Annotated in this window: 18 protein-coding genes; 6 read left to right on the forward strand and 12 right to left on the reverse strand. The window is 64.0% G+C overall.

Annotation, left to right across the window (positions count from 1 at the left end):
- Positions 1–134: 134 nt before the first annotated feature.
- Positions 135–683, reverse strand: coding sequence for a hypothetical protein (locus ACSBOX_RS16115; protein WP_442543348.1), 549 nt, complete (start codon positions 681–683; stop codon positions 135–137).
- 297 nt (positions 684–980) lie between these two features.
- Positions 981–2,348, reverse strand: coding sequence for an MFS transporter (locus ACSBOX_RS16120; protein WP_442543349.1), 1,368 nt, complete (start codon positions 2,346–2,348; stop codon positions 981–983).
- 131 nt (positions 2,349–2,479) lie between these two features.
- Between ACSBOX_RS16120 and ACSBOX_RS16125 the strand changes: the two genes are divergently transcribed.
- Entirely contained in the window at positions 2,480–3,058 is a 579-nt protein-coding gene (locus ACSBOX_RS16125; protein ID WP_442543350.1) for a VanZ family protein, read from the forward strand.
- 10 nt (positions 3,059–3,068) lie between these two features.
- Here ACSBOX_RS16125 and ACSBOX_RS16130 read toward each other — a convergent pair whose 3' ends face one another.
- The gene (locus tag ACSBOX_RS16130) at positions 3,069–3,989 is read right to left on the reverse strand and encodes a hypothetical protein (protein ID WP_442543351.1); all 921 of its coding nucleotides are present in this window, start codon (positions 3,987–3,989) and stop codon (positions 3,069–3,071) included.
- Positions 3,990–4,207: 218 nt separating this feature from the next.
- Complete coding sequence (locus ACSBOX_RS16135) at positions 4,208–4,756, reverse strand: TetR/AcrR family transcriptional regulator (protein WP_442543352.1); 549 nt, start codon at positions 4,754–4,756, stop codon at positions 4,208–4,210.
- 115 nt (positions 4,757–4,871) lie between these two features.
- On the opposite strand from ACSBOX_RS16135, the gene ACSBOX_RS16140 reads away from it, so the two are divergent.
- A complete protein-coding gene (locus tag ACSBOX_RS16140) occupies positions 4,872–6,281 on the forward strand; it encodes an MFS transporter (protein WP_442543353.1) in 1,410 nt (469 codons plus the stop codon).
- Positions 6,282–6,288: 7 nt separating this feature from the next.
- Here the strand turns inward: ACSBOX_RS16140 and ACSBOX_RS16145 are convergent, their stop codons facing one another.
- Together ACSBOX_RS16145 and ACSBOX_RS16150 are read right to left on the reverse strand one after the other, a co-directional pair.
- Complete coding sequence (locus ACSBOX_RS16145) at positions 6,289–6,792, reverse strand: mycothiol transferase (protein ID WP_442543354.1); 504 nt, start codon at positions 6,790–6,792, stop codon at positions 6,289–6,291.
- A gap of 9 nt (positions 6,793–6,801) precedes the next feature.
- Positions 6,802–7,140, reverse strand: a complete 339-nt coding sequence (locus tag ACSBOX_RS16150; protein WP_442543355.1) for a hypothetical protein — start codon at positions 7,138–7,140, stop codon at positions 6,802–6,804.
- An 85-nt stretch (positions 7,141–7,225) separates the two neighbouring features.
- Between ACSBOX_RS16150 and ACSBOX_RS16155 the strand changes: the two genes are divergently transcribed.
- The 3 genes from ACSBOX_RS16155 (at position 7,226) to ACSBOX_RS16165 (ending at position 10,183) form a co-directional block, all read left to right on the forward strand.
- Positions 7,226–7,549 carry a hypothetical protein gene (locus ACSBOX_RS16155; RefSeq protein ID WP_442543356.1) on the forward strand — a complete coding sequence of 108 codons (324 nt, stop codon included), beginning with the start codon at positions 7,226–7,228 and terminating at the stop codon, positions 7,547–7,549.
- A gap of 93 nt (positions 7,550–7,642) precedes the next feature.
- On the forward strand, positions 7,643–9,316 hold the full coding sequence (locus tag ACSBOX_RS16160) for a DUF222 domain-containing protein (protein ID WP_442543357.1): 1,674 nt from the start codon (positions 7,643–7,645) through the stop codon (positions 9,314–9,316).
- 111 nt (positions 9,317–9,427) lie between these two features.
- A complete protein-coding gene (locus tag ACSBOX_RS16165) occupies positions 9,428–10,183 on the forward strand; it encodes an ArsR/SmtB family transcription factor (protein WP_442546048.1) in 756 nt (251 codons plus the stop codon).
- 28 nt (positions 10,184–10,211) lie between these two features.
- Here the strand turns inward: ACSBOX_RS16165 and ACSBOX_RS16170 are convergent, their stop codons facing one another.
- The 3 genes from ACSBOX_RS16170 to ACSBOX_RS16180 form a co-directional block, all read right to left on the reverse strand.
- Positions 10,212–10,565 carry a GNAT family N-acetyltransferase gene (locus ACSBOX_RS16170; protein ID WP_442543358.1) on the reverse strand — a complete coding sequence of 118 codons (354 nt, stop codon included), beginning with the start codon at positions 10,563–10,565 and terminating at the stop codon, positions 10,212–10,214.
- Between the two features lie 115 nt (positions 10,566–10,680).
- Positions 10,681–11,514, reverse strand: coding sequence for a pullulanase X25 domain-containing protein (locus tag ACSBOX_RS16175; RefSeq protein ID WP_442543359.1), 834 nt, complete (start codon positions 11,512–11,514; stop codon positions 10,681–10,683).
- A gap of 180 nt (positions 11,515–11,694) precedes the next feature.
- Positions 11,695–12,720, reverse strand: a complete 1,026-nt coding sequence (locus ACSBOX_RS16180; RefSeq protein WP_442543360.1) for an adenosine deaminase — start codon at positions 12,718–12,720, stop codon at positions 11,695–11,697.
- A gap of 475 nt (positions 12,721–13,195) precedes the next feature.
- On the opposite strand from ACSBOX_RS16180, the gene ACSBOX_RS16185 reads away from it, so the two are divergent.
- Positions 13,196–14,101 carry an MSMEG_6728 family protein gene (locus tag ACSBOX_RS16185; protein ID WP_442543361.1) on the forward strand — a complete coding sequence of 302 codons (906 nt, stop codon included), beginning with the start codon at positions 13,196–13,198 and terminating at the stop codon, positions 14,099–14,101.
- 79 nt (positions 14,102–14,180) lie between these two features.
- On the opposite strand, the gene ACSBOX_RS16190 is transcribed toward ACSBOX_RS16185, so the two are convergent.
- The 3 genes from ACSBOX_RS16190 to ACSBOX_RS16200 all read right to left on the reverse strand — a co-directional run bounded on the left by ACSBOX_RS16190 (position 14,181) and on the right by ACSBOX_RS16200 (position 17,863).
- Positions 14,181–14,360 (reverse strand): hypothetical protein, encoded by a 180-nt coding sequence (locus tag ACSBOX_RS16190; protein ID WP_442543362.1) that lies wholly within the window; start codon positions 14,358–14,360, stop codon positions 14,181–14,183.
- A 1-nt stretch (position 14,361) separates the two neighbouring features.
- Positions 14,362–14,988 (reverse strand): hypothetical protein, encoded by a 627-nt coding sequence (locus ACSBOX_RS16195; protein WP_442543363.1) that lies wholly within the window; start codon positions 14,986–14,988, stop codon positions 14,362–14,364.
- A 475-nt stretch (positions 14,989–15,463) separates the two neighbouring features.
- Positions 15,464–17,863 carry a Tex family protein gene (locus ACSBOX_RS16200; RefSeq protein WP_442543364.1) on the reverse strand — a complete coding sequence of 800 codons (2,400 nt, stop codon included), beginning with the start codon at positions 17,861–17,863 and terminating at the stop codon, positions 15,464–15,466.
- Positions 17,864–17,896: the final 33 nt, after the last annotated feature.

The raw sequence follows: 17,896 nt of genomic DNA on the forward strand, positions 1-17,896 counted from the left end.
GGTGCGGGGAGCGTCGCCAGGTGATGGTGTCAAGAACCTGCTTCCCGATTCGGGGCGTCACCCAGGCCGGGACAAATGCGAAGTCGCAGTCAGAAGGCGACTTTTATGCCGGTAAATACCGAGAAACCCCTCAACTACACGGCCCTCACGAATGATCGAACAAGCAGGTTATCGGTGCTGTAGTTACCTGCCCACAATGCGAAACTTTCGTTGAACGCAAGCATGTACAACTTGGCGCGGAAGGTGCCTTCGTAGGTGCCGTTAAGTCCCAATGAAATAAGGGGATAGAAGTCCTTGTGCTCATCAAAGCTGGCAAAGATTCCTTCCAGAAGCCCCTGGCGGTCAGGACTGAGGAACCACTGAGTCGGAGCATCAGGATTCGCCTCTGAATACCTGGGGTCCGCTTCCTCCCATGTGTCGAGCCACCGCACAGGGAGATCAAGCACAGCGGTAACTTCGATGCTCCCTCCTTTTAAGATCCCCTGAATGGTGCGCCAGGCACCCTCCAAGCCGCCGAGTTGCAGTTCACGAGGGTCCAGACCGGTAACCCTGATTCTGAATGGTGTCGTGTCCATTTGAGCTTGCTCGCGCAAGCCGATCTTCGGTTCATCAGGGTGCAATCTCGGCCGCACATAAGCATGTCCGTCGGCCCCCATGAACAGGCGACCGCGCGCTTCGACCAAGCTTCCGTCCTGAACAGGAAGCAATAGCTGGCGGCGACTTGGTGCACTATTTCTATCCATAGGCTGTATTGACCTCTCATCGAAATTGCCCGGCACCGGTGGCCTTCCAAATCTGCGGAGAGCGCCCCAGAGCCCTAGCCTGACAATCTATCCAACGCTACGGGCGAAAACGATCACTGAGTATGCATTGCACTCAAATTGAGTGTGCGTTGCACTGAAAATGAGTGGTGAAAGTGCGTCGGAGTAGGTATAGGGGTTTGTCGACCCGCAGCGGGTATCGGAGCGGCGCGATGGGAATTAACCCACTGCCCCCGGCTTCCGCCAAGCCAGCGCCAACACGAACACCACCGCGCTCAGCCCCAGCATCACCAACACCATGAGCCCCCAGTTTGCCTGGTTCACCCCGGGCCCGTACAGCACGCCAATGAGCACCGTCGCCGTGATGGCCCCGAGGTATCGGCACGTCTGGAAAATCCCGGCTGCCACTCCCCTGTCCTCCGGCCGTGCGGACACATATAAACCTTGGTTGGACGCCGTGCTGACCACACCATAAGGAACACCCATCAGCGCCGTGACCACAAGCACCAGCGGCGGCCAGAAGGACAGCGTCAGCGCCCCGAGCGCGCCGGAAGCCAGGGCCAAAAGCACGACGCCGGCGATCATCACGGACCGCACGCCGAACCGCTCAATGAACCGCACGGTCACCGGTGTGATGAAAACCGACATGGCAGCAAGGGGAAGCATCAGCAGGCCGACCACGCCGGCGTCGTACTTTCCAGCCTGCTGCAGCAATTGCGGAAGCCCAAAGAAAGCGAAGTAATAGACCGCGCTGAACACCGCGAAACCCAAATACAGCAACAGCAGCGGCCGGTTCCGGCCGAGCAACCGCAAGTCCAGGAACGGCGGAGTGAACCGGAACTCGCGCCATGCGAACAGCCCCGCCAGGACCACGGCGACGGCGATGAACCACCAGCGGTAGGCCGGCATCACGTTGAGCAGCGCCATCATCGCCAGCGTCAACGAGGCGATGAACGCCAGGATGCCCGGAATGTCGGAATCGCGCAGGAGGGCGGAGAGCTTGCCGCTTTCGCGTCCGACGTCGGGCGGCGCCACCCGCCGCACCACGATCAGTGCCAGAAGGGAGATCGGCACGTTGATCGCGAACAGCGCTTGCCAGCCGACCAAGCTCACCAAAAGGCCGCCGACGACGGGCCCCACCGCTGCTGCTGAGGTGTTCGCCATCTGGATCCGGCCCAGGGGTCGAGTGGAGCTGATGTTCGCCTGCCGGCTGAGCGTCGAGACCATGACGACGGCGCACGGGTACGCCGTCGCGGTCCCCACCGCCATGAGCGCGCGGGCCACGCAGACCAGTGCGAAGTTCGGCGAGAACGGGGCCAGTAGGCAGGAAATGGCAACCACCGCCATGCCGAAGGTGAAGAGCCTCCGCGGACCGAAACGGTCCGCCAGCCGGCCCATGAGCGGCTGGCCCGCCGCGGAGGCGAGGTAGAAGGACGTGATCACCCAGGTGACCGTAGCGACGTCGAGCGCAAAATCCTGGCGCAGAACCACGAGCGCAACCGCGATCATCGACGAGTTCAGCGGATTCAGCGCCGTCCCGAGACTCAATGCAGCGATCGCTAGGCCGGGGCGGGGTTTGTTGCTCACGTCCCTAAGTCTGGTCCATCGTTGCCTCAGGTCACGAAACGACGCGTCACGAACCGTTGCGCCCCTCTGCGGCGGTTATCGGATCCCGGTTTCACAGGAGCACAACAGCTTGCCTCTGTATCGTCCTGCGGATGCGTGTACAACCGAAACCCACTGTGGTCACGGATGATGTGCGGGGCAGGCGACCCACCACGAAACGGGCGAAGGCGGAGACGGTGGCCATCTTCGCCGTTTTCGCCCTCTACGCGGCCTTCCTGCTGAAGCTGCTGCTCTTCTCTCGTGCACCGGGTTCGGAGAGATCGATCAACCTCATCCCGTTCGCAAGCATCGCGCAATACGCGTTCAGCCACTCTCCCGGGACCGCGAAAGTGGCGTTCGCCAACGTCATCGGGAACATCCTGATCTTCATCCCGCTCGGAGTCTACGCATCGTGGCTCCGACGTCGGGCGTCCGCATGGCTGACCATACTCACGGTCGTCTCGGTCAGCGTCGCCGTGGAGATCATCCAGGGCGTGTTTGCGGTTGGAGCATCGGACATCGACGACGTGATCCTGAACTGCGTCGGAGGGCTCATCGGAATCCTCGCATTCCGGCTGCTCTCCGCGATCCTGCGCGGGCGATCCCGGGAACGGACAGCGATGGCCGTGTTTTCGCTGCTTTCGCTGCCCGTCTGGGTCTACTTCTTGTTCATCATCCGACTACACATGTGAACACAACCCGTCAGCTCTGCGGTATCGACAGAACCGGCTTGCGCTTGCCGTTGGCGTCGGTGGTCAGCGTCGGGGCCGGGGGCGGCGGCGGGGCCACTACCGGAGCGGGTGCCGGGGGTGGTGGCGGCGCGGGTGGTATGCAGGAGTAGTTGTAGTCGAAGTCCGTGGTGAATTGGGTGAGCGCAACCACGCCCCCGGCTGTCAGCGGCGGGGCCGAGCAGAGTTCGGCGGCGGACTCGGGCGACGTTGCCCCGGCAAGCCAGCTCTTGAGCCCGTTCAGATTGCTGTCGAAATGAAGCTGACCCGCGATTACTCCGAACTGGTACGAGGTTGAATAGATGCCAACCTGTGCGCCAATGTCTTGCAGGTAGGCGGCCATGCCTTCAAGATCCGCGGCGTTGGCCACGGTGTCCCAGGACCACGCGTTCCCGGTCTCGACGTCCAGCCACCACATGTGCTTGGCGGGGTCCGGTACCCCATAATGATTGACGTCGTCGAACGCGATGCCGTAACCGTAGAGGTAGGCGCACGCAGGCGAAGCCGTCCCGTTGCAGCTCCCGTACGGGTTTGGACGGCCCATGCCCACGTCCGCGTTGGATGCCGGCCACCACCCGCCATATTCGGCGGGATTGGCAGTGTTGACGTACACGGCGACCGCTGCTTGACTCGTCCCGCCCGCCGAACCGCTGGCCCAGCCCAGCTGTTCGGCGAAACAGGGATTCACGGTGCCCGGCCGGCCGCCGTTCACTCCGACGATCGCGAACGCCTGGCCGGAAGGCAGTCCGCCACCACATTGGGGCCAGGAAATGTCGTTACCCAACGCGGCGGCCGGGTTCGAAGACGCCATCGGTGCGGCATTCGCGGCGGAGGATGGGATGGCTATCCAAGCAAACAAGAGGCAAGCCACGGCCATGAGTTTTGCAGTTTTCATGATGTGCGTCCTTGGCATGGTTCAGGGCCCTGCCGGGGCTGGTACTGCCGCACATTGCGTTCCAAAAAGCAATGGCAGTGAGCCATCTTCGGCTCACTACGGATCCTACGGACGGGCTTCCGGACAGCCTTGAGTGATCCCTACTCGACTTAGTTAATGAATTTGCGAGTGTGGCCCGGATTGCACCCGGAGAATGGGGCTCAGCCCTCTGAATCGCGTCAGGAAGCGATCAGACCGTCAGCGACTACCGCGAGCATCGAAGCTGCTGCATCGGCCGGAAGTTCGCTATTGTCCACCACTGCGGCCACGCCTCCGACGAGCCGGCTGATCTGCATCGCGTCGACTCCGGGACGCAAGGCCGAGTCCAACGCTTCGATCACGCGCTGATTGGCCCCGAGGTAGGTCTGGCACTTTGCCGCGAATGGCGAACCGGGGTCGCCCAACGCGGCAGTAATCCGCGCGGCCGCACCCTTGTGTTCTGTCAGCATCGACGCATAGTCGGTCAGCCAGTTCAGCAACCGCTCCCGCGCAGGGGCGTCGAGGGTCAGGGCCCGGTCGACGGCGGTGTTGACCTTGTCTGCCCACGCTTCGAGGACCGCGTCGTACAGCGACTCTTTGGTCGGGAAGTGCCGGTAGAGCGTACCGGGTCCCACCTCGGCCGCCTTGGCGACTTCGTCCATCGAAACGGCTTCGAAGCCTTTGACCCGGAAGAGCGCACGTGCAACCTCCACAATCCGGTCACGGTTGCGTTGAGCGTCAGCGCGCACAGAAACACCTTTCGATACACCATTGCAAAACGGAGAGTGTCTCCGTATAGTTCTAAACGGAGCATCTCTCCTCTTAGTGTACGTCAGCCCCCTCGGCTAGAACAGGACACCTCCCATGACACCCACAATCGCCACACGCGCCCCCGCCGGGATCGTTACGTCCGGCCGTCGCGCCGGCAGCATTGGCCTCTGGCTGGTCATGCTGGCCCAACTCATGCTTGTCCTCGACGCGACCGTCGTGAACGTCGCGCTCCCCCACATCGCCACCGATCTCCACTTCGACCGGGCCGAGCTCAGCTGGGTCCTGAACGGTTACGCCGTCGCTTTCGGCGGCCTCCTGCTGCTCGGCGGACGGATCGGAGACGTCGTCGGCCGCCGTCGCACCTTCCTGGTGGGCGTCGCGGCGTTCACGCTCTTCTCACTGCTCGGCGGCCTGGCCACCTCGCCGCTCCTTCTCGTCATCGCACGCGCACTTCAGGGCCTCGGCGCCGCATTCGCCGCCCCGAGCGTGCTCGCGCTCATCACCACGAGCGCAAAGGACGACGGCGCGCGGAACCGGGCGCTCGCCCTGTTCTCCGCCATTGCCTCCATGGGTGGCGCGCTCGGGCTCATCCTGGGCGGGCTTCTCACCGACACCACGAGCTGGCGGTGGACCCTCTTCATCAACGTGCCGATCGGCGTCGTGGTCCTCATCGCGGTGCCGCGCCTCGTCGCGGAAACTCCCCGGCGGCCCGGGCGCTTCGACATCCTCGGAGCGATCACCGCGACGGGCGGCGCCGTCGCCATCGTGTGGGGCCTCATCCAAGCGGGCGACGTCGGCTGGTCCAGTCCGCGGACGATCGGCGGCCTGGTTGTCGGGGCCGCGCTGATCGCAATTCTTGCCGTCACCGAACGGAGGGTGGCCCACCCGCTGCTCCGACCGCAACTGCTGCGCAGCCCGAGCCGCGTGGCGGCGCTGGCAGCGATGGCGGCCACCTACGGCGGGATGCTGGCGATGTTCTTCCTCATGGTCCAGTACCTCGAAGACGACCTGCACCTCACGCCGATGGTGACCGGGCTGGCGTTCCTGCCGATGCCGCTGAGCATCTTCGCGATGTCGCGGATCGTCCCGCGGCTCCTCGAGCGCTTCGGGGCCGTTCGTCTGGGCATCTTCGGCACCGCCCTTCGCGTCGTCGCTTTCTTGCCGCTCACGCAACTCAACGCCGACACACCGTTCGCCATTGTTTTGCTCGCGCTTCTGGGCACCGGAATCTCCGCCGGCATGACGTTCATGCCGCTCACCACGCTCGCCCTGCGCAACGTCGAACCCGAGCACGCCGGGTCCGCGTCGGGACTCTTCCAGACAATGCAGCAGCTGGGCGGCGCCGTCGGGTTGGCCATCGTGGCTTCGATCTACGCTGCGTTCGCTATCCCCGGCGATTTCCTGACCGGCGGGCGGGCCGGGTTCTGGTCGGCAACCGTCCTTTCCGCGCTCGCACTGGCAGCCGTCCTGGGGTTGGTCTTCAAACCCCGGAACGCCGTCTGAACGGTTTTTACCGGCCGCCTAGGCCTTTGGCGTAGGCGGCCTGTCCCGCGTGCTGGAGGCAATCGGCAATCGTGCTGACCAGGCGCACGCCGAGAGTGACGGGCGGGTCCCAACGGGTGTCGACGACGCGATCAAGGTCCTCATCGCCGAGAGTTTTCACGAACGCGACGGTCTGCCGGTGGACGGCGTCGTAGTATTCGAGCAACAGCTCCGGCGGGGCCTGAACCGCGTCGACTTTATCGCTCGAGTGGCCGTAGCCGGTGTCGCGTTCGGGCAGTGGCAGCTTAAAGCGGCCGGCGAACTCCCGCGAGGTCCATGCCTGTTCGACGCCGGCGGCGGACGCGACTTGGACGTCCTCCACCCGGCTGAGGTGCCAAATCAACCAGGCAATTGAGTTCCCGGTGCCGCCGGGCCGACGGACCAGGGACTCGTCGTCGACCCCTTCAAGCGTGGCGGCCACTATGTCACGGATCCGGGCAAAGGCATCCAGCAGCAGTTCGTTGGATTTCATCGCGTCCTTTCACTGCGTTCTTCGCTGGGACCCCACGAAGTCAAAGGCCTCGCGTGCCAGGTCCAGCCATGACTCCTCATCGTCGGTAATGACGGTGAGCCATTCCCTCATCGCACGGCCTTTTCCGGCGTCAAAAGGCGCGCCAACTCCGGTTCCGATCAACGTCTCGACCCGCTGGTGCGGCAGCTTCACAACGAGCCTGCCTCCGGAGATCATCGCAAAAATCGAGCCGTGGACCTTGAGCGCGTTCGAACCGAATCCGCGTTGCCCCGGTTCTCCCGGGACGCCGACGTCCGGGCTGGCCCTGAATTCATCAACCAGTGCGTTGAAACGCTCTTCAGGCAGCATGGGAACATCTTCCCGCCCTGGGCCTCGGGGAACAACCGGAGGCATAAACTACAAGCACAATCCCTTCCGACCGCGGGGAGCTCACATGGACACTGAATTCGCCGATGTCATCGGTCATGATGTCACCACCATCACTTGTCTCTGCGGAAACACCGTGAGCAAAGAGGGATTGATTCAAGCCAACTCACAGGGCGTTCCTGTGTACGCCGGAGCTGACACGCCGGTCCCCGCAGGACTTGCCGCGTGGCCCGACGACGAGGACCTCTACACCCTGTGTCCGGCCTGCGGCCGCGTTTATCACGACACCATCATTGAAGCGACAGGGACCGCGCCCGTTGCGTTCCAGGTTGATGTCACGGCGGGGCCGATCGCCGAGGCGATCCGGGTTCATTGGGACCTCAACAGCTAGTACTTGGGACGTGTTTTCCTTGTTTTCACTTTTCGCGACGCCGAGTGGCAGCCTGGGGGCTTAATTGTCAGAGCCTCGTGACAGGGTTTAGTCATGGAAGGCATCGGTCAACTCACCGCACCTCGGGCGGCCGTGCCCGACGGCGGGATCCCGTCGCCGGGGCGTGTTGCCCGCCGCCTCAAGCCCGTCGCCGCCCGCCATGCGCAGGTCCAATACGCAGCGCAGCTGCAATTCGCAGAGCATCACCAGAACCTGGCCCAGTTCGAAAGCGCAGCCGTCGGGCCGCTGCCGGCAGGCGGTCTTGGTCAGGCACTGGCGGTGATGGATGCGCTGCGTTCAACCGCTCTCGCCGACACCCGCCTGTTCGGCTTCCCTGAAGCCGCGGATTTCGCCGGCAAGATCGAGGAGATCGCCCGGACGGTGGAGTTCCTGCAGGTCGTCGCGGCCCAGGCCGTGGAACGGACACGGAACGAAGCCCAGACAGCACCGCAGACCTCCCCGGCGCCCGGGTGGAGGACCGGCTGGACCGAACCCACCCTTCCCGAATCTGCCACGGCAACCGCGGCAGATGCGCCGGGGTCCGCGGCCGGCCTCGCCGAAGCCGCCGACGCTGTCCACGACGGCTACCGGAACGCCGCCGAATTCCTGCGCGCCAGGCTGCGGATCGGCATCAGCGAAGCCAGGCGCCGGCTCACCCTGGCCGAAAGCGTGCTCCCGCAGAGAGGAATCACCGGACAAGACGTCCCCGCACGGCACCCGGTCCTCGCCGCCGCCCTCGCCGCGGCGGCCGTGCCGTCCCGCTCGGCCACCCTCATCAGCACCGCCCTGGACCAGGTACGCCACCACGCCGACCCGGACACCGCCGGCCAGATGGAACACTCCCTGACCCGGACCGCCACGGAAAGCGATCCCGACTTCGTGCACCGGATGGCCAAACGCTGGGTCGACGCCATCGACCAGGACGGAACCGAACCCAGCGAAGAAGAACTCCGCCACCGCCAAGGCGCATTCATCCGCAAGCTCCGCCACGGCCTGCACCACCTGGAAATCTTCGCCACCGCCGAACAATTCGAAACCCTCGCCACCGCCATGAACACCGCCACCAACCCCCGCCTTCGCCACCCCGCCGGCACCGACACCGACACCGGCCCCGAACTGGACCGCCGCTCCCGTCCCCAGAAACTCCTCGACGGACTCACCGGGGCCTGCGCGGTGGCCCTGGCCACCGGCGAACTGCCGGCCAACGGCGGCCTCCGCCCCCAGGTAATGGTCACCATCGACTACCAAGACCTGCTCAACCGCCTCCAACACGCACCCGGCACCACAAACGCCCGGCCCGGTACCGGAACCGCCACGTTCCAGGGCCCGATCCACCCCTCGGCCATCCGCAAGATCGCCTGCGACGCGGACATCATCCCCGTCCTGCTCGGCAGCGGGGGCCGCGTCCTGGACATCGGCCGCACCACCAGGGTCTTCCCGCCCCACATCCGCAAAGCCATCATCGCGCGCGACCAAGGCTGCGCCTTCCCCGACTGCACCATCCCCGCACCCTGGTGCGAAGCCCACCACATCACCTACTGGTCCCACGGCGGAACCACCGGCACCGACAACGGCGTCCTGCTTTGCAGCCACCACCACCACGTCATCCACAAAGAACACTGGACCATCACCACCGACTCCGGCACGGCATGGTTCAAACCCCCACCCCACCTCGACCCCCACCAAACACCCCGACGCAACCACCACTTCAGACCCACCCGCACATAGACCCACTCGCACATAAACCCGCTCCGGCACGAAACGCACCACGAATACGCGCCGGGACAAACCCGCCCGGATCCGTTGACATGTGACTAAATGGTCACCTATCCTGAGTCCATGGACGCCGTCTTCAAGGCACTCTCCGACCCCACCCGCAGGGATCTGCTCGACGAGCTCTTCCGCGAGGACGGGCAGACACTCAGTGCGCTTGAAGCACGATTCGACATGACCCGTTTCGGGATCATGAAGCACCTCAAGATCCTTGAGGAAGCCGGGCTGGTGGTGACCCGCCGTCGTGGTCGCGAAAAGCTCCATTACCTGAATCCGGTACCCATCAGGCTCGTCCACGACCGCTGGGTGAGCAAATATGCAGAACCATGGGCCGCTGCGTTGAGCGACCTCAAAACCAGATTGGAAAGTCCCGTGGAAATAATCTTCGAAATCTATATCAAGACCACTCCGGAGCGGCTTTGGGAAGCCATCACGGACAGCGACACCCGCAGCAAGTACCAGTTCGGCAACACCCACACTGCGGACTGGACGCCGGGCGGCCACTACGAGATGCACAATCCGAAGGCCAACGGGATGGTCCTCGGCGAGGGCGAAAACGTGGAAGTCGATCCCCCCCGCCGGCTCGTCCAGACCATGCGCGCACTGTGGGGCGAAGACGTCAAAGCCGAGGGCACATCACGCGTCACCTGGGAGATCAAACCGGTCGGCGACTCCTGCCACCTGACCGTCACCCACAGCGATCTTCGCGAAGGCGGCAACGACCAGATCTACGGCGGTTGGCCGATGATCCTCTCCGGCCTCAAGACCTGGCTGGAAACCGGCGAAGTCCTGACGACTCCCGGTTCATTGATGTATTCGTGAGGTTCGACGGCGGGGCGACCCGCCGTCGTTAGCTCCTGGCGGCCGGAACGAGGGCCGCGTTGAGGTACTCCAAGTGCGCCAGGGTCGGGGCAGTCGTGCTCGCCGCGTATTCCGGGTGCTTGGTGAGGAACTTCTTGATGAACGGGCACACCGGCACGATCCCGACTCCCTCGCCCACGGTTTCCTTCAGGGCCGCTTCGGCGAGCCTGCCCGCGAGGCCTTGTCCGCCGAACTCGTCGTTGATCACGGTGTGGTAGAAAATCCGCTGCGGGGACCCGCCGTCGTCGTACGCCTTGTACGCAGCCTTCCCGATTACGTGGCCGTCAACGAGCACTTCAAAGCGTTCGCGGTCAACGTTGTGGCGGAAAGTGGCATCGGTCATCGCTGGCTCCTCGGCTAGGTTCTGTTGACCTACCCTAACCTCGGAGCCTGGACGCTTTGTTCCCAAGCTTCCTCCAAGCCCGCGTTCGGACTTGGAGAAACCTTGGAACAACGAGCTAAGCCGTGACGATATCGCGTGTGGCGTGGTCGTACGTGAAGGTGACCTTGCCGCCGTCGTGCTGCAGCTCGTGGTTGGCGCCATCATGCGCGCCGAACGCGCCGTAGTTCTCGTCCCACGAACGGTTCAGCGCGATCTTGTACGTGTAGAAGCCGGCAGGCAGCGTGGCGGCGAGGGTCCACACCTTACGACGGGCATTGAACTTCATTTGCGCCTCGTCGTACTGCGGAGCCCAGTCTTCCGGCGCGCCGAGAATCGTGTTGAAGTCGCCGGCGATCGCGACGGCGGACGGCTGCTCGAGCTTCTCGACGGCGGCAGCCGCTTTGGGTGCGACAGCTTTCTTGGGTGCTGCCTTGGCGGCCGGGGCCTTCGTCGCGGCGGCTTCGGCGGCTTCGGCGGCAGGCGCTTTATCCACTGCGGGAACCTTCTTGGCCGCGGGCTTCCTGGCGGGAGCCTTCTTGACGGGCGCAGTCGGAAGCGGAGTTTCTGCGGGGACAGGCGTGCCCTCAGCCAAGGCGCTGACGAACTCGTCCGGCTTGGCGAAAGCAACAGTGGCACGGAGGCCGTCATCGGTGATAGTCCAGCCCGAACGGCCCTTGACCAGCCAGCCCGCCTTGACCAGCTTCGCGGTCTCCGTTGTCAGGTTCTTGTGGCCGCGCGGAATGCCTCCGCTGAGCAGTTCACTCTCGCGCGGGTCCAACGGGACGCGGACAATCGCTTCAGCCAGGATCTCGCCAGCGTTCAACGACTGTTCGGACCACGTTCCCTCTGCCAAGACATCCAGGACGGTCTTGAGGCGGACACTGCTTTTTTCGACGGTGGACTTGGCCACTGGGTCTCCTTCAACGGCGGACATTCCTTCAGCAGTCTGCCAATGTTCTGTAAATTCTGGCGACTGTTCTTGGTAAACACCGTGTGTCGTGACCCACTATTACGGCCAAAAGCCGGCAAGTGATGGAAGGCTCTCGGGTACCGGTCGGTAGCTAGGGCTTGAGGTACCCTCTTGCCCCCCCTACTCCCCCGTGGCCTTCTCCCACTCGGCAACCTCGGCCAACAAATCGGTCTTTCGGGCCTCGTCCGCGAAGGACGAACGCACCGAGTTTGCGGCCAGGCGTGCCCGCTCGCCGACAGTCAAGCCGTGCACGGCGACAAGCTGCTCGAAGTTGTCGTCCACGTACCCGCCAAAGTACGCGGGATCGTCCGAGTTCACGCTGACATTCAGCCCAGCAGCCAACATCGCAGGCAAAGGGTGGTCAGCCAGGGTGTCCACGGCCCGCAACCGGACGTTGGACAAGGGGCACACCGTCAGCGGGATCTGCTCGGACACCAACCGCTCCACCAGGGCCGGGTCCTCCATGCAGCGGATGCCGTGGTCGATCCTCTCCGCGCCCAGCAGATCAAGGGCCTCGTAGACATACGATGCGGGGCCTTCCTCGCCGGCGTGCGCGATCCGTCGCAGTCCGGCCTCCGCCGCGCGGCGGTACAGTCGTTCGAACTTCGACGGCGGATTGCCCACCTCGGCCGAGTCCAGGCCGATACCGGCAATGGGCGCCTTCATGGCAAGAAGTTGGTCCAGCACCTCGAGCGCGGACTCTTCGGACATGTCCCTCAGGAACGCGGCAATCAGGAGCGTCGAGACGCCGAACTCCTCCACCGACGTCGCGAGTGCGGACGCCACGCCGTTGACGCACGTCTCCAGCGCCACTCCGCGCGAGATGTGCGCCTGCGGATCCATCATGACCTCGACGTGCCGCACGCCACCGGCCGCGGCGCGCGCCAAATAGGCCTTGGTCATGTCCGCAAAGTCCTGCTCGGTGCGCAACACCGCCATGTTGGCGTAGTACAGATCAAGGAATGACTGCAGATCCGTGAACTCGTACCTGGCACGCAACTCGTCCAAATCCGCGTACGGAAGCTCAATCCCGTTCCGTTCAGCGAGCGCGAAAATCAGCTCGGGCTGAAGCGTCCCCTCGATGTGTAGGTGCAGTTCGGCAACTGGAGGTGCCGCCGTCGTCGTCGATTCGCCAAAAGTTTCCACCCGACAAGCCTAGGACGAATACTCACTCAGCCCCATTTGGACGCCGCGCAAAATGAGTTCAGGGCAAATAGCGATTGATTCTGCGCAGGAGGGACCCGAAGACCGGATGGTGCTGCAAGCGGCGGGCCATCACCGCGTTCCGGGCGCGGTCAACCGAGCCCAGGACAGCTCGCGCCGGCCAGTTTCCGGCACCGGTCTCCCGCCGGCGCGCAGAACTCCTGAGGGAAACCGTGCAAGCCAGGCATACTCCCGCCTCCGGATGTGCTCCAAGCCGAACGATCTTGGCCTCGGGATACTCCGAACCGCAACACCAGCACGCAAAACCGCTCTGTACTTCATCACCAAATTCCGAGGGGGCTTCCATGGGACCAGTATTGCCGCAAACCGCGCTCGTCAGGGGCCCGATAACACAAGCGAGGGGAAGGCCACACCGTGTCAACTTGGATCTATGCCGTTCGGCCCCCAAACTGAAAGGATGCAGACCTTCCTCCCGTTCCCCGATTTCAAGCAAAGTGCTGCCGTCTTGGACACCGCAAGGCTTGGCAAGCAGCGTGTCGAAGCACTGCAGATCCTTCGCGCACTGGTGATCCCCGAGTTCGGCCGGCCCTCCCACCCCGCTATCCGCATGTGGATGGGCTACGTTCCCGCCCTTACTCTCTACGGCCTGGCCATGGTGGACGAATGGGTCGCCCGAGGCAACCCGGACAACACCCGCGCCAGCATCACCGAGTTCGCACCCCAGGCAGCCCACCCGGACTACGCCTCCAAGATTCCGATGCCGCCGTGGCTGGGCGACGCCGATTTCCACCTGAGCCACCGCTCCAAGCTGCTCCAGAAAGAGCCGCGCTTCTACGCCGAGCTCTTCCCGGACACTCCGAACGACCTTGAGTACCTCTGGCCCGAGCCCGGTCACGAGCTCATCCCCGAAGACCCCTACGACGACTTCATCTGGGTGCTTCGCGCTCCGGTGGGCGACGTCGAACCCGAAAAGATCGACAAGGTGGGGATGCCGGCAGCAGGCAAGGCCAAGGCCGCCAACACCGACGGCGACGGTTACCAGTTCGTGTACGCATCGGAAACGTCCCGCCGCCCGGGCAAGACCGCCCGCAAGGCTCCGAAGCAACTGGTGAAGAAGCCCACCCGCAACCGCCAACGCCAAGACGAGGCCTTCCGCACCCTCCCCGGCAACACGCCCGTCCTCGTACCCATCGAGGGTGGCGCCAAGTTTGCCCTCGGCAAGATCCACGGGCGGCCGATCACCTTGGAGGATGGCCGTTTCGGGCGCAACTTCGAGGTCACCAAGATCATCGACCGCGCGGACTTCGACTACCCGGCCTTGTTGCAGGATCCCCGGGCGTTCTTCCCGATCCCGGCCCCGTAGCGGCTCGAGCTAGACGCGAACGACGGCGGCGCTCCGGTTCCTGACGAAAGGAACCAGAGTGCCGCCGTCGTTTTAGTCGTTACGGCGAATTGCCCTGCCGACGGACGAGCGCCCGCATAACCAAGATCTCGTAGGCCACCAAGGCGACGACCCAAATGTAGTCGTACCAGCGCGCGTCGAATCGAACGAGCAACGCCAGCAGCCCGAGCGCTGCAACCAACTGGGTCGTGACGATGGCCAACCAAGGCGTGGTTTTCACCTTATCCACAAGAAATGACCACCCCTCCTGCCGCGAAAAGGACACCCGCACCGTAGGCGGCCCAACCGATTGCTCCTATCGGTCCCATAAGTGACACGATTACACCAAACCCTGCATACGCACATCCTATTGAAACCGGTCCGCCACGGGGAATCAGATCGGGGTTATAGTGTGCAACATGGCGGCCCGAGATGTAGGTGTCAAGCCATCCGTGACAGGCCAGGATCTCCTTGCCGTTCCATCCCATGGTGACTCCGTTATAACCGGTGCAGTAGTAGTCATACCGTCCCGTCGACATAGGGGCAATGGCGCCGCCGAGTGCCTTTTTGTTTGCCAGGAAGTGTCCACCGGAAAAGTCGCCCCGTCCTTCAAGCCGGATTTTTAGCGCCGCTTGCGTCGCCGAGACCTGAGGACTTTCCAGGAGCAAAGCTAGACGGCTGCTATCACCGTCGAACGCCTCAGAAATCGCCGTTTGAATCTGTTCAGGTGTTTGCAACTGCGACGTTGTTTTTGGCGGTGGGGGCGTAGGAACAGTTGCCGCTATTGCGCCGTTCATTCCACCAACCAAAAGCGCAGAACTTGTCACCACAACCGTAATGATGCTTCGTATTTTCTTCCCAATGCCCATTTCTCTCCCCTTTGAGTTGTAGCAAGTGAGTGACCATCGTAAGTTGCATTTGTAGCGGGAAATTGCGACTAGGTGCTGATTGTGCCAAATTGAGTGTTGTTTGGCCGCAAAATGAGTGTTCTTGCTAAGGGTGAATGAGTAGTTTGCGAAGGCTGGGAGCCGGCGGGGACTTGCGATGCGAGGGTGGCGATGGGGATTACCGGGCCCGGGATTCGTCGATGTCTTCGGCTTTCCCGGATGCGGGACCACCTCACCCACTGTGCCCAATCCTCTGGCCGCCCGAGAAGGTAGCCCCGCCCGGCGGTCATGCCGGGGTCCGCCACCGCCCTTAAATCAGCTTCGGCTTCGATCCCTTCGGCCACCAGGGCTGCCCCGATTTCCTTCGCGCAACCACTCCCGGCTGGTGGTCAGCACCGTATCCATTCGGGAACCAGTAGCACCCGTCGGAATCACCGCAGAGGATAGGCGGACGAGGCTATTTCCCCAACCCGGCCCGGCGCAACGCTTCCGCCATTGCCGTATTGACTGGCGCTTGCGGAGCCGCCTTTCGACCGGGAACCGCCTTTCGACCGGGAACCGCCTTCGCGCCCTGTCCAGCCTGCGGTGCCGGGCGCCGCTCGTCACGGCCGCCGCCCCGCGAACCGGAGCCGCCCGCGGTGCCGGGTTCGTCGTCGAGCCTCAAGGTCAGTGAAATCCGTTTCCGCTCCGGGTCCGCTTCCAGGACCTTCACACGCACCACTTGTCCGGATTTCACGATCTCGCGGGGATCGGACACGAACTTGTTGGCCAGCGCGGAGACGTGGACCAGGCCGTCCTGGTGAACTCCGACATCAACGAACGCACCGAACGCCGCCACATTGGTGACGGTTCCTTCCAGGATCATGCCGGGCTTGAGGTCGGAAATCTTCTCGATGCCTTCGGAGAATGTTGCTGCCGCGAATGCCGGGCGTGGGTCGCGGCCGGGCTTTTCGAGCTCGGACATGATGTCGCGCACGGTGGGCAGGCCGAACGTCCCATCCACGAATGCCTGCGGGTCAAGCGAAGATACAGCTGCTCCATGCGCCGCAGCCACGATCTTCCTCGCCACCGAATACGCTTCCGGGTGGACGCTGGACGCGTCGAGCGGTTCCGCTCCTCCGGTGATCCGCAGGAAGCCCGCGCACTGCTCAAAGGCCTTGGCACCCAGCCGCGGCACCTTCTTGAGGTCGGCACGCTTGGCGAACGGGCCGTTCTCGTTGCGGTACGCGACGATGTTCTCGCTCAAGAGCGGCCCGACGCCGGCCACCCGCGCCAGCAGCGCCGGCGACGCCGTATTCACGTCCACGCCCACCGCGTTCACGCAGTCCTCGACGACGGCGTCCAGCGAGCGGTCGAGCTTCGCCGCCGTGACATCGTGCTGGTACTGCCCCACACCGATCGATTTCGGCTCGATCTTCACCAATTCGGCCAGCGGATCCTGCAAACGCCGGGCGATCGAAACGGCTCCGCGCAAGGACACGTCCATGCCCGGCAGTTCCGCGGCCGCGAGCGCAGATGCCGAATACACGGAAGCCCCAGCCTCGGACACCACGAGCTTCTGCAACGTGGGTCCGCCGGAGGCTGCCAGCGACTTGATGAGTTGCACGGCGAGCTTGTCCGTTTCGCGCGACGCCGTGCCGTTGCCGATCGCCACGAGCTCGACGTCGTGCTGCCGCGCCAAGCGCTCCAGCGTCACCAGGGCCTCGTCCCACTTCTTGGCCGGGGCGTGCGGATAGACGGTGTCGGTGGCGACGACTTTGCCTGTGCCATCGACGACGGCCACCTTCACGCCCGTGCGCAGCCCCGGGTCCAGGCCCAGCGTCGCGCGGTTTCCGGCGGGAGCCGCAAGAAGAACATCGCGGAGATTGGCGGCGAAGACCCTGACGGCTTCATCCTCGGCCTGCGCGAACATGCGGCCACGCAGGTCGTTGCTTAGGCGGTCCAAAATCCGCGAGCGCCAGGCGATCTGTGCGGTCTGGACAAGCCACGCATCGGCGGGCCGGCCACGCTCGGCGACTCCGAGGCACTTGGCCACGGCGTTCTCATAGCGACCACGCGCGGCGGCCAGGGCGTCGTCGTCGGCTGGTTCTGCCTCGGCGAGATCAAGCTCCAGGACGCCGTCGTTCTCGCCGCGCAAAAGCGCGAGCACACGGTGGCCGGGCATGCCGGAAGGCACTTGGGAGAACTCGAAATAGTCCTTGAACTTCTGCCCCTCGGCTTCCTGGCCCTTCTTCACGCGCGACACCATCCGCCCCTGCGTCCACAACCGCTCGCGCAGGTTTTCGGCGAGATCGGGATCCTGGGAGACCCGTTCCACGAGGATTGAGCGCGCGCCGGCGAGCGCCGCGGAGGCATCGTCGATGGAATGTTCAGCGTTGAGGTACTTCGCGGCCTCGCGCTCGGGCTCGAGCTGCGGGTTCGCGAGAAGCGCCTCGGCGAGCGGCTCGAGGCCGGCTTCGCGGGCGATCTGCGCTTTGGTGCGGCGCTTCGACTTGAAAGGCAGATAGATGTCTTCCAGCCGGGACTTGGTATCGGCGCCGACGACGGCGGCCTCCAGTTCCGGAGTCAGCTTGCCTTGCGAGGCAATCGCCTCAAGCACGGTTCGACGGCGGTCCTCCAGGTCCCGCAGGTACCGGAGCCGTTCCTCGAGTTCACGCAACTGGGTGTCATCGAGCGTCCCGGTGACTTCCTTGCGGTACCGGGCGATAAACGGAACGGTGGAGCCGGCGTCGAGCAATTCAACCGCTGCCTTGACCTGCCAGGACTTCACGCCGAGTTCCTGGGCGATCAGTGCGTGGATGGCGGCGTCTGCCGACTGGGGGTGTGCTGACTGGCTTTGGGGAAGATGGGTCACCATGACATTTTGCCTCACGGAGTTTGCCCTGGCTAA

This window comes from Arthrobacter sp. KN11-1C (assembly GCF_052180225.1).
In the GTDB taxonomy this organism is placed as follows: Bacteria; Actinomycetota; Actinomycetes; order Actinomycetales; family Micrococcaceae; genus Arthrobacter.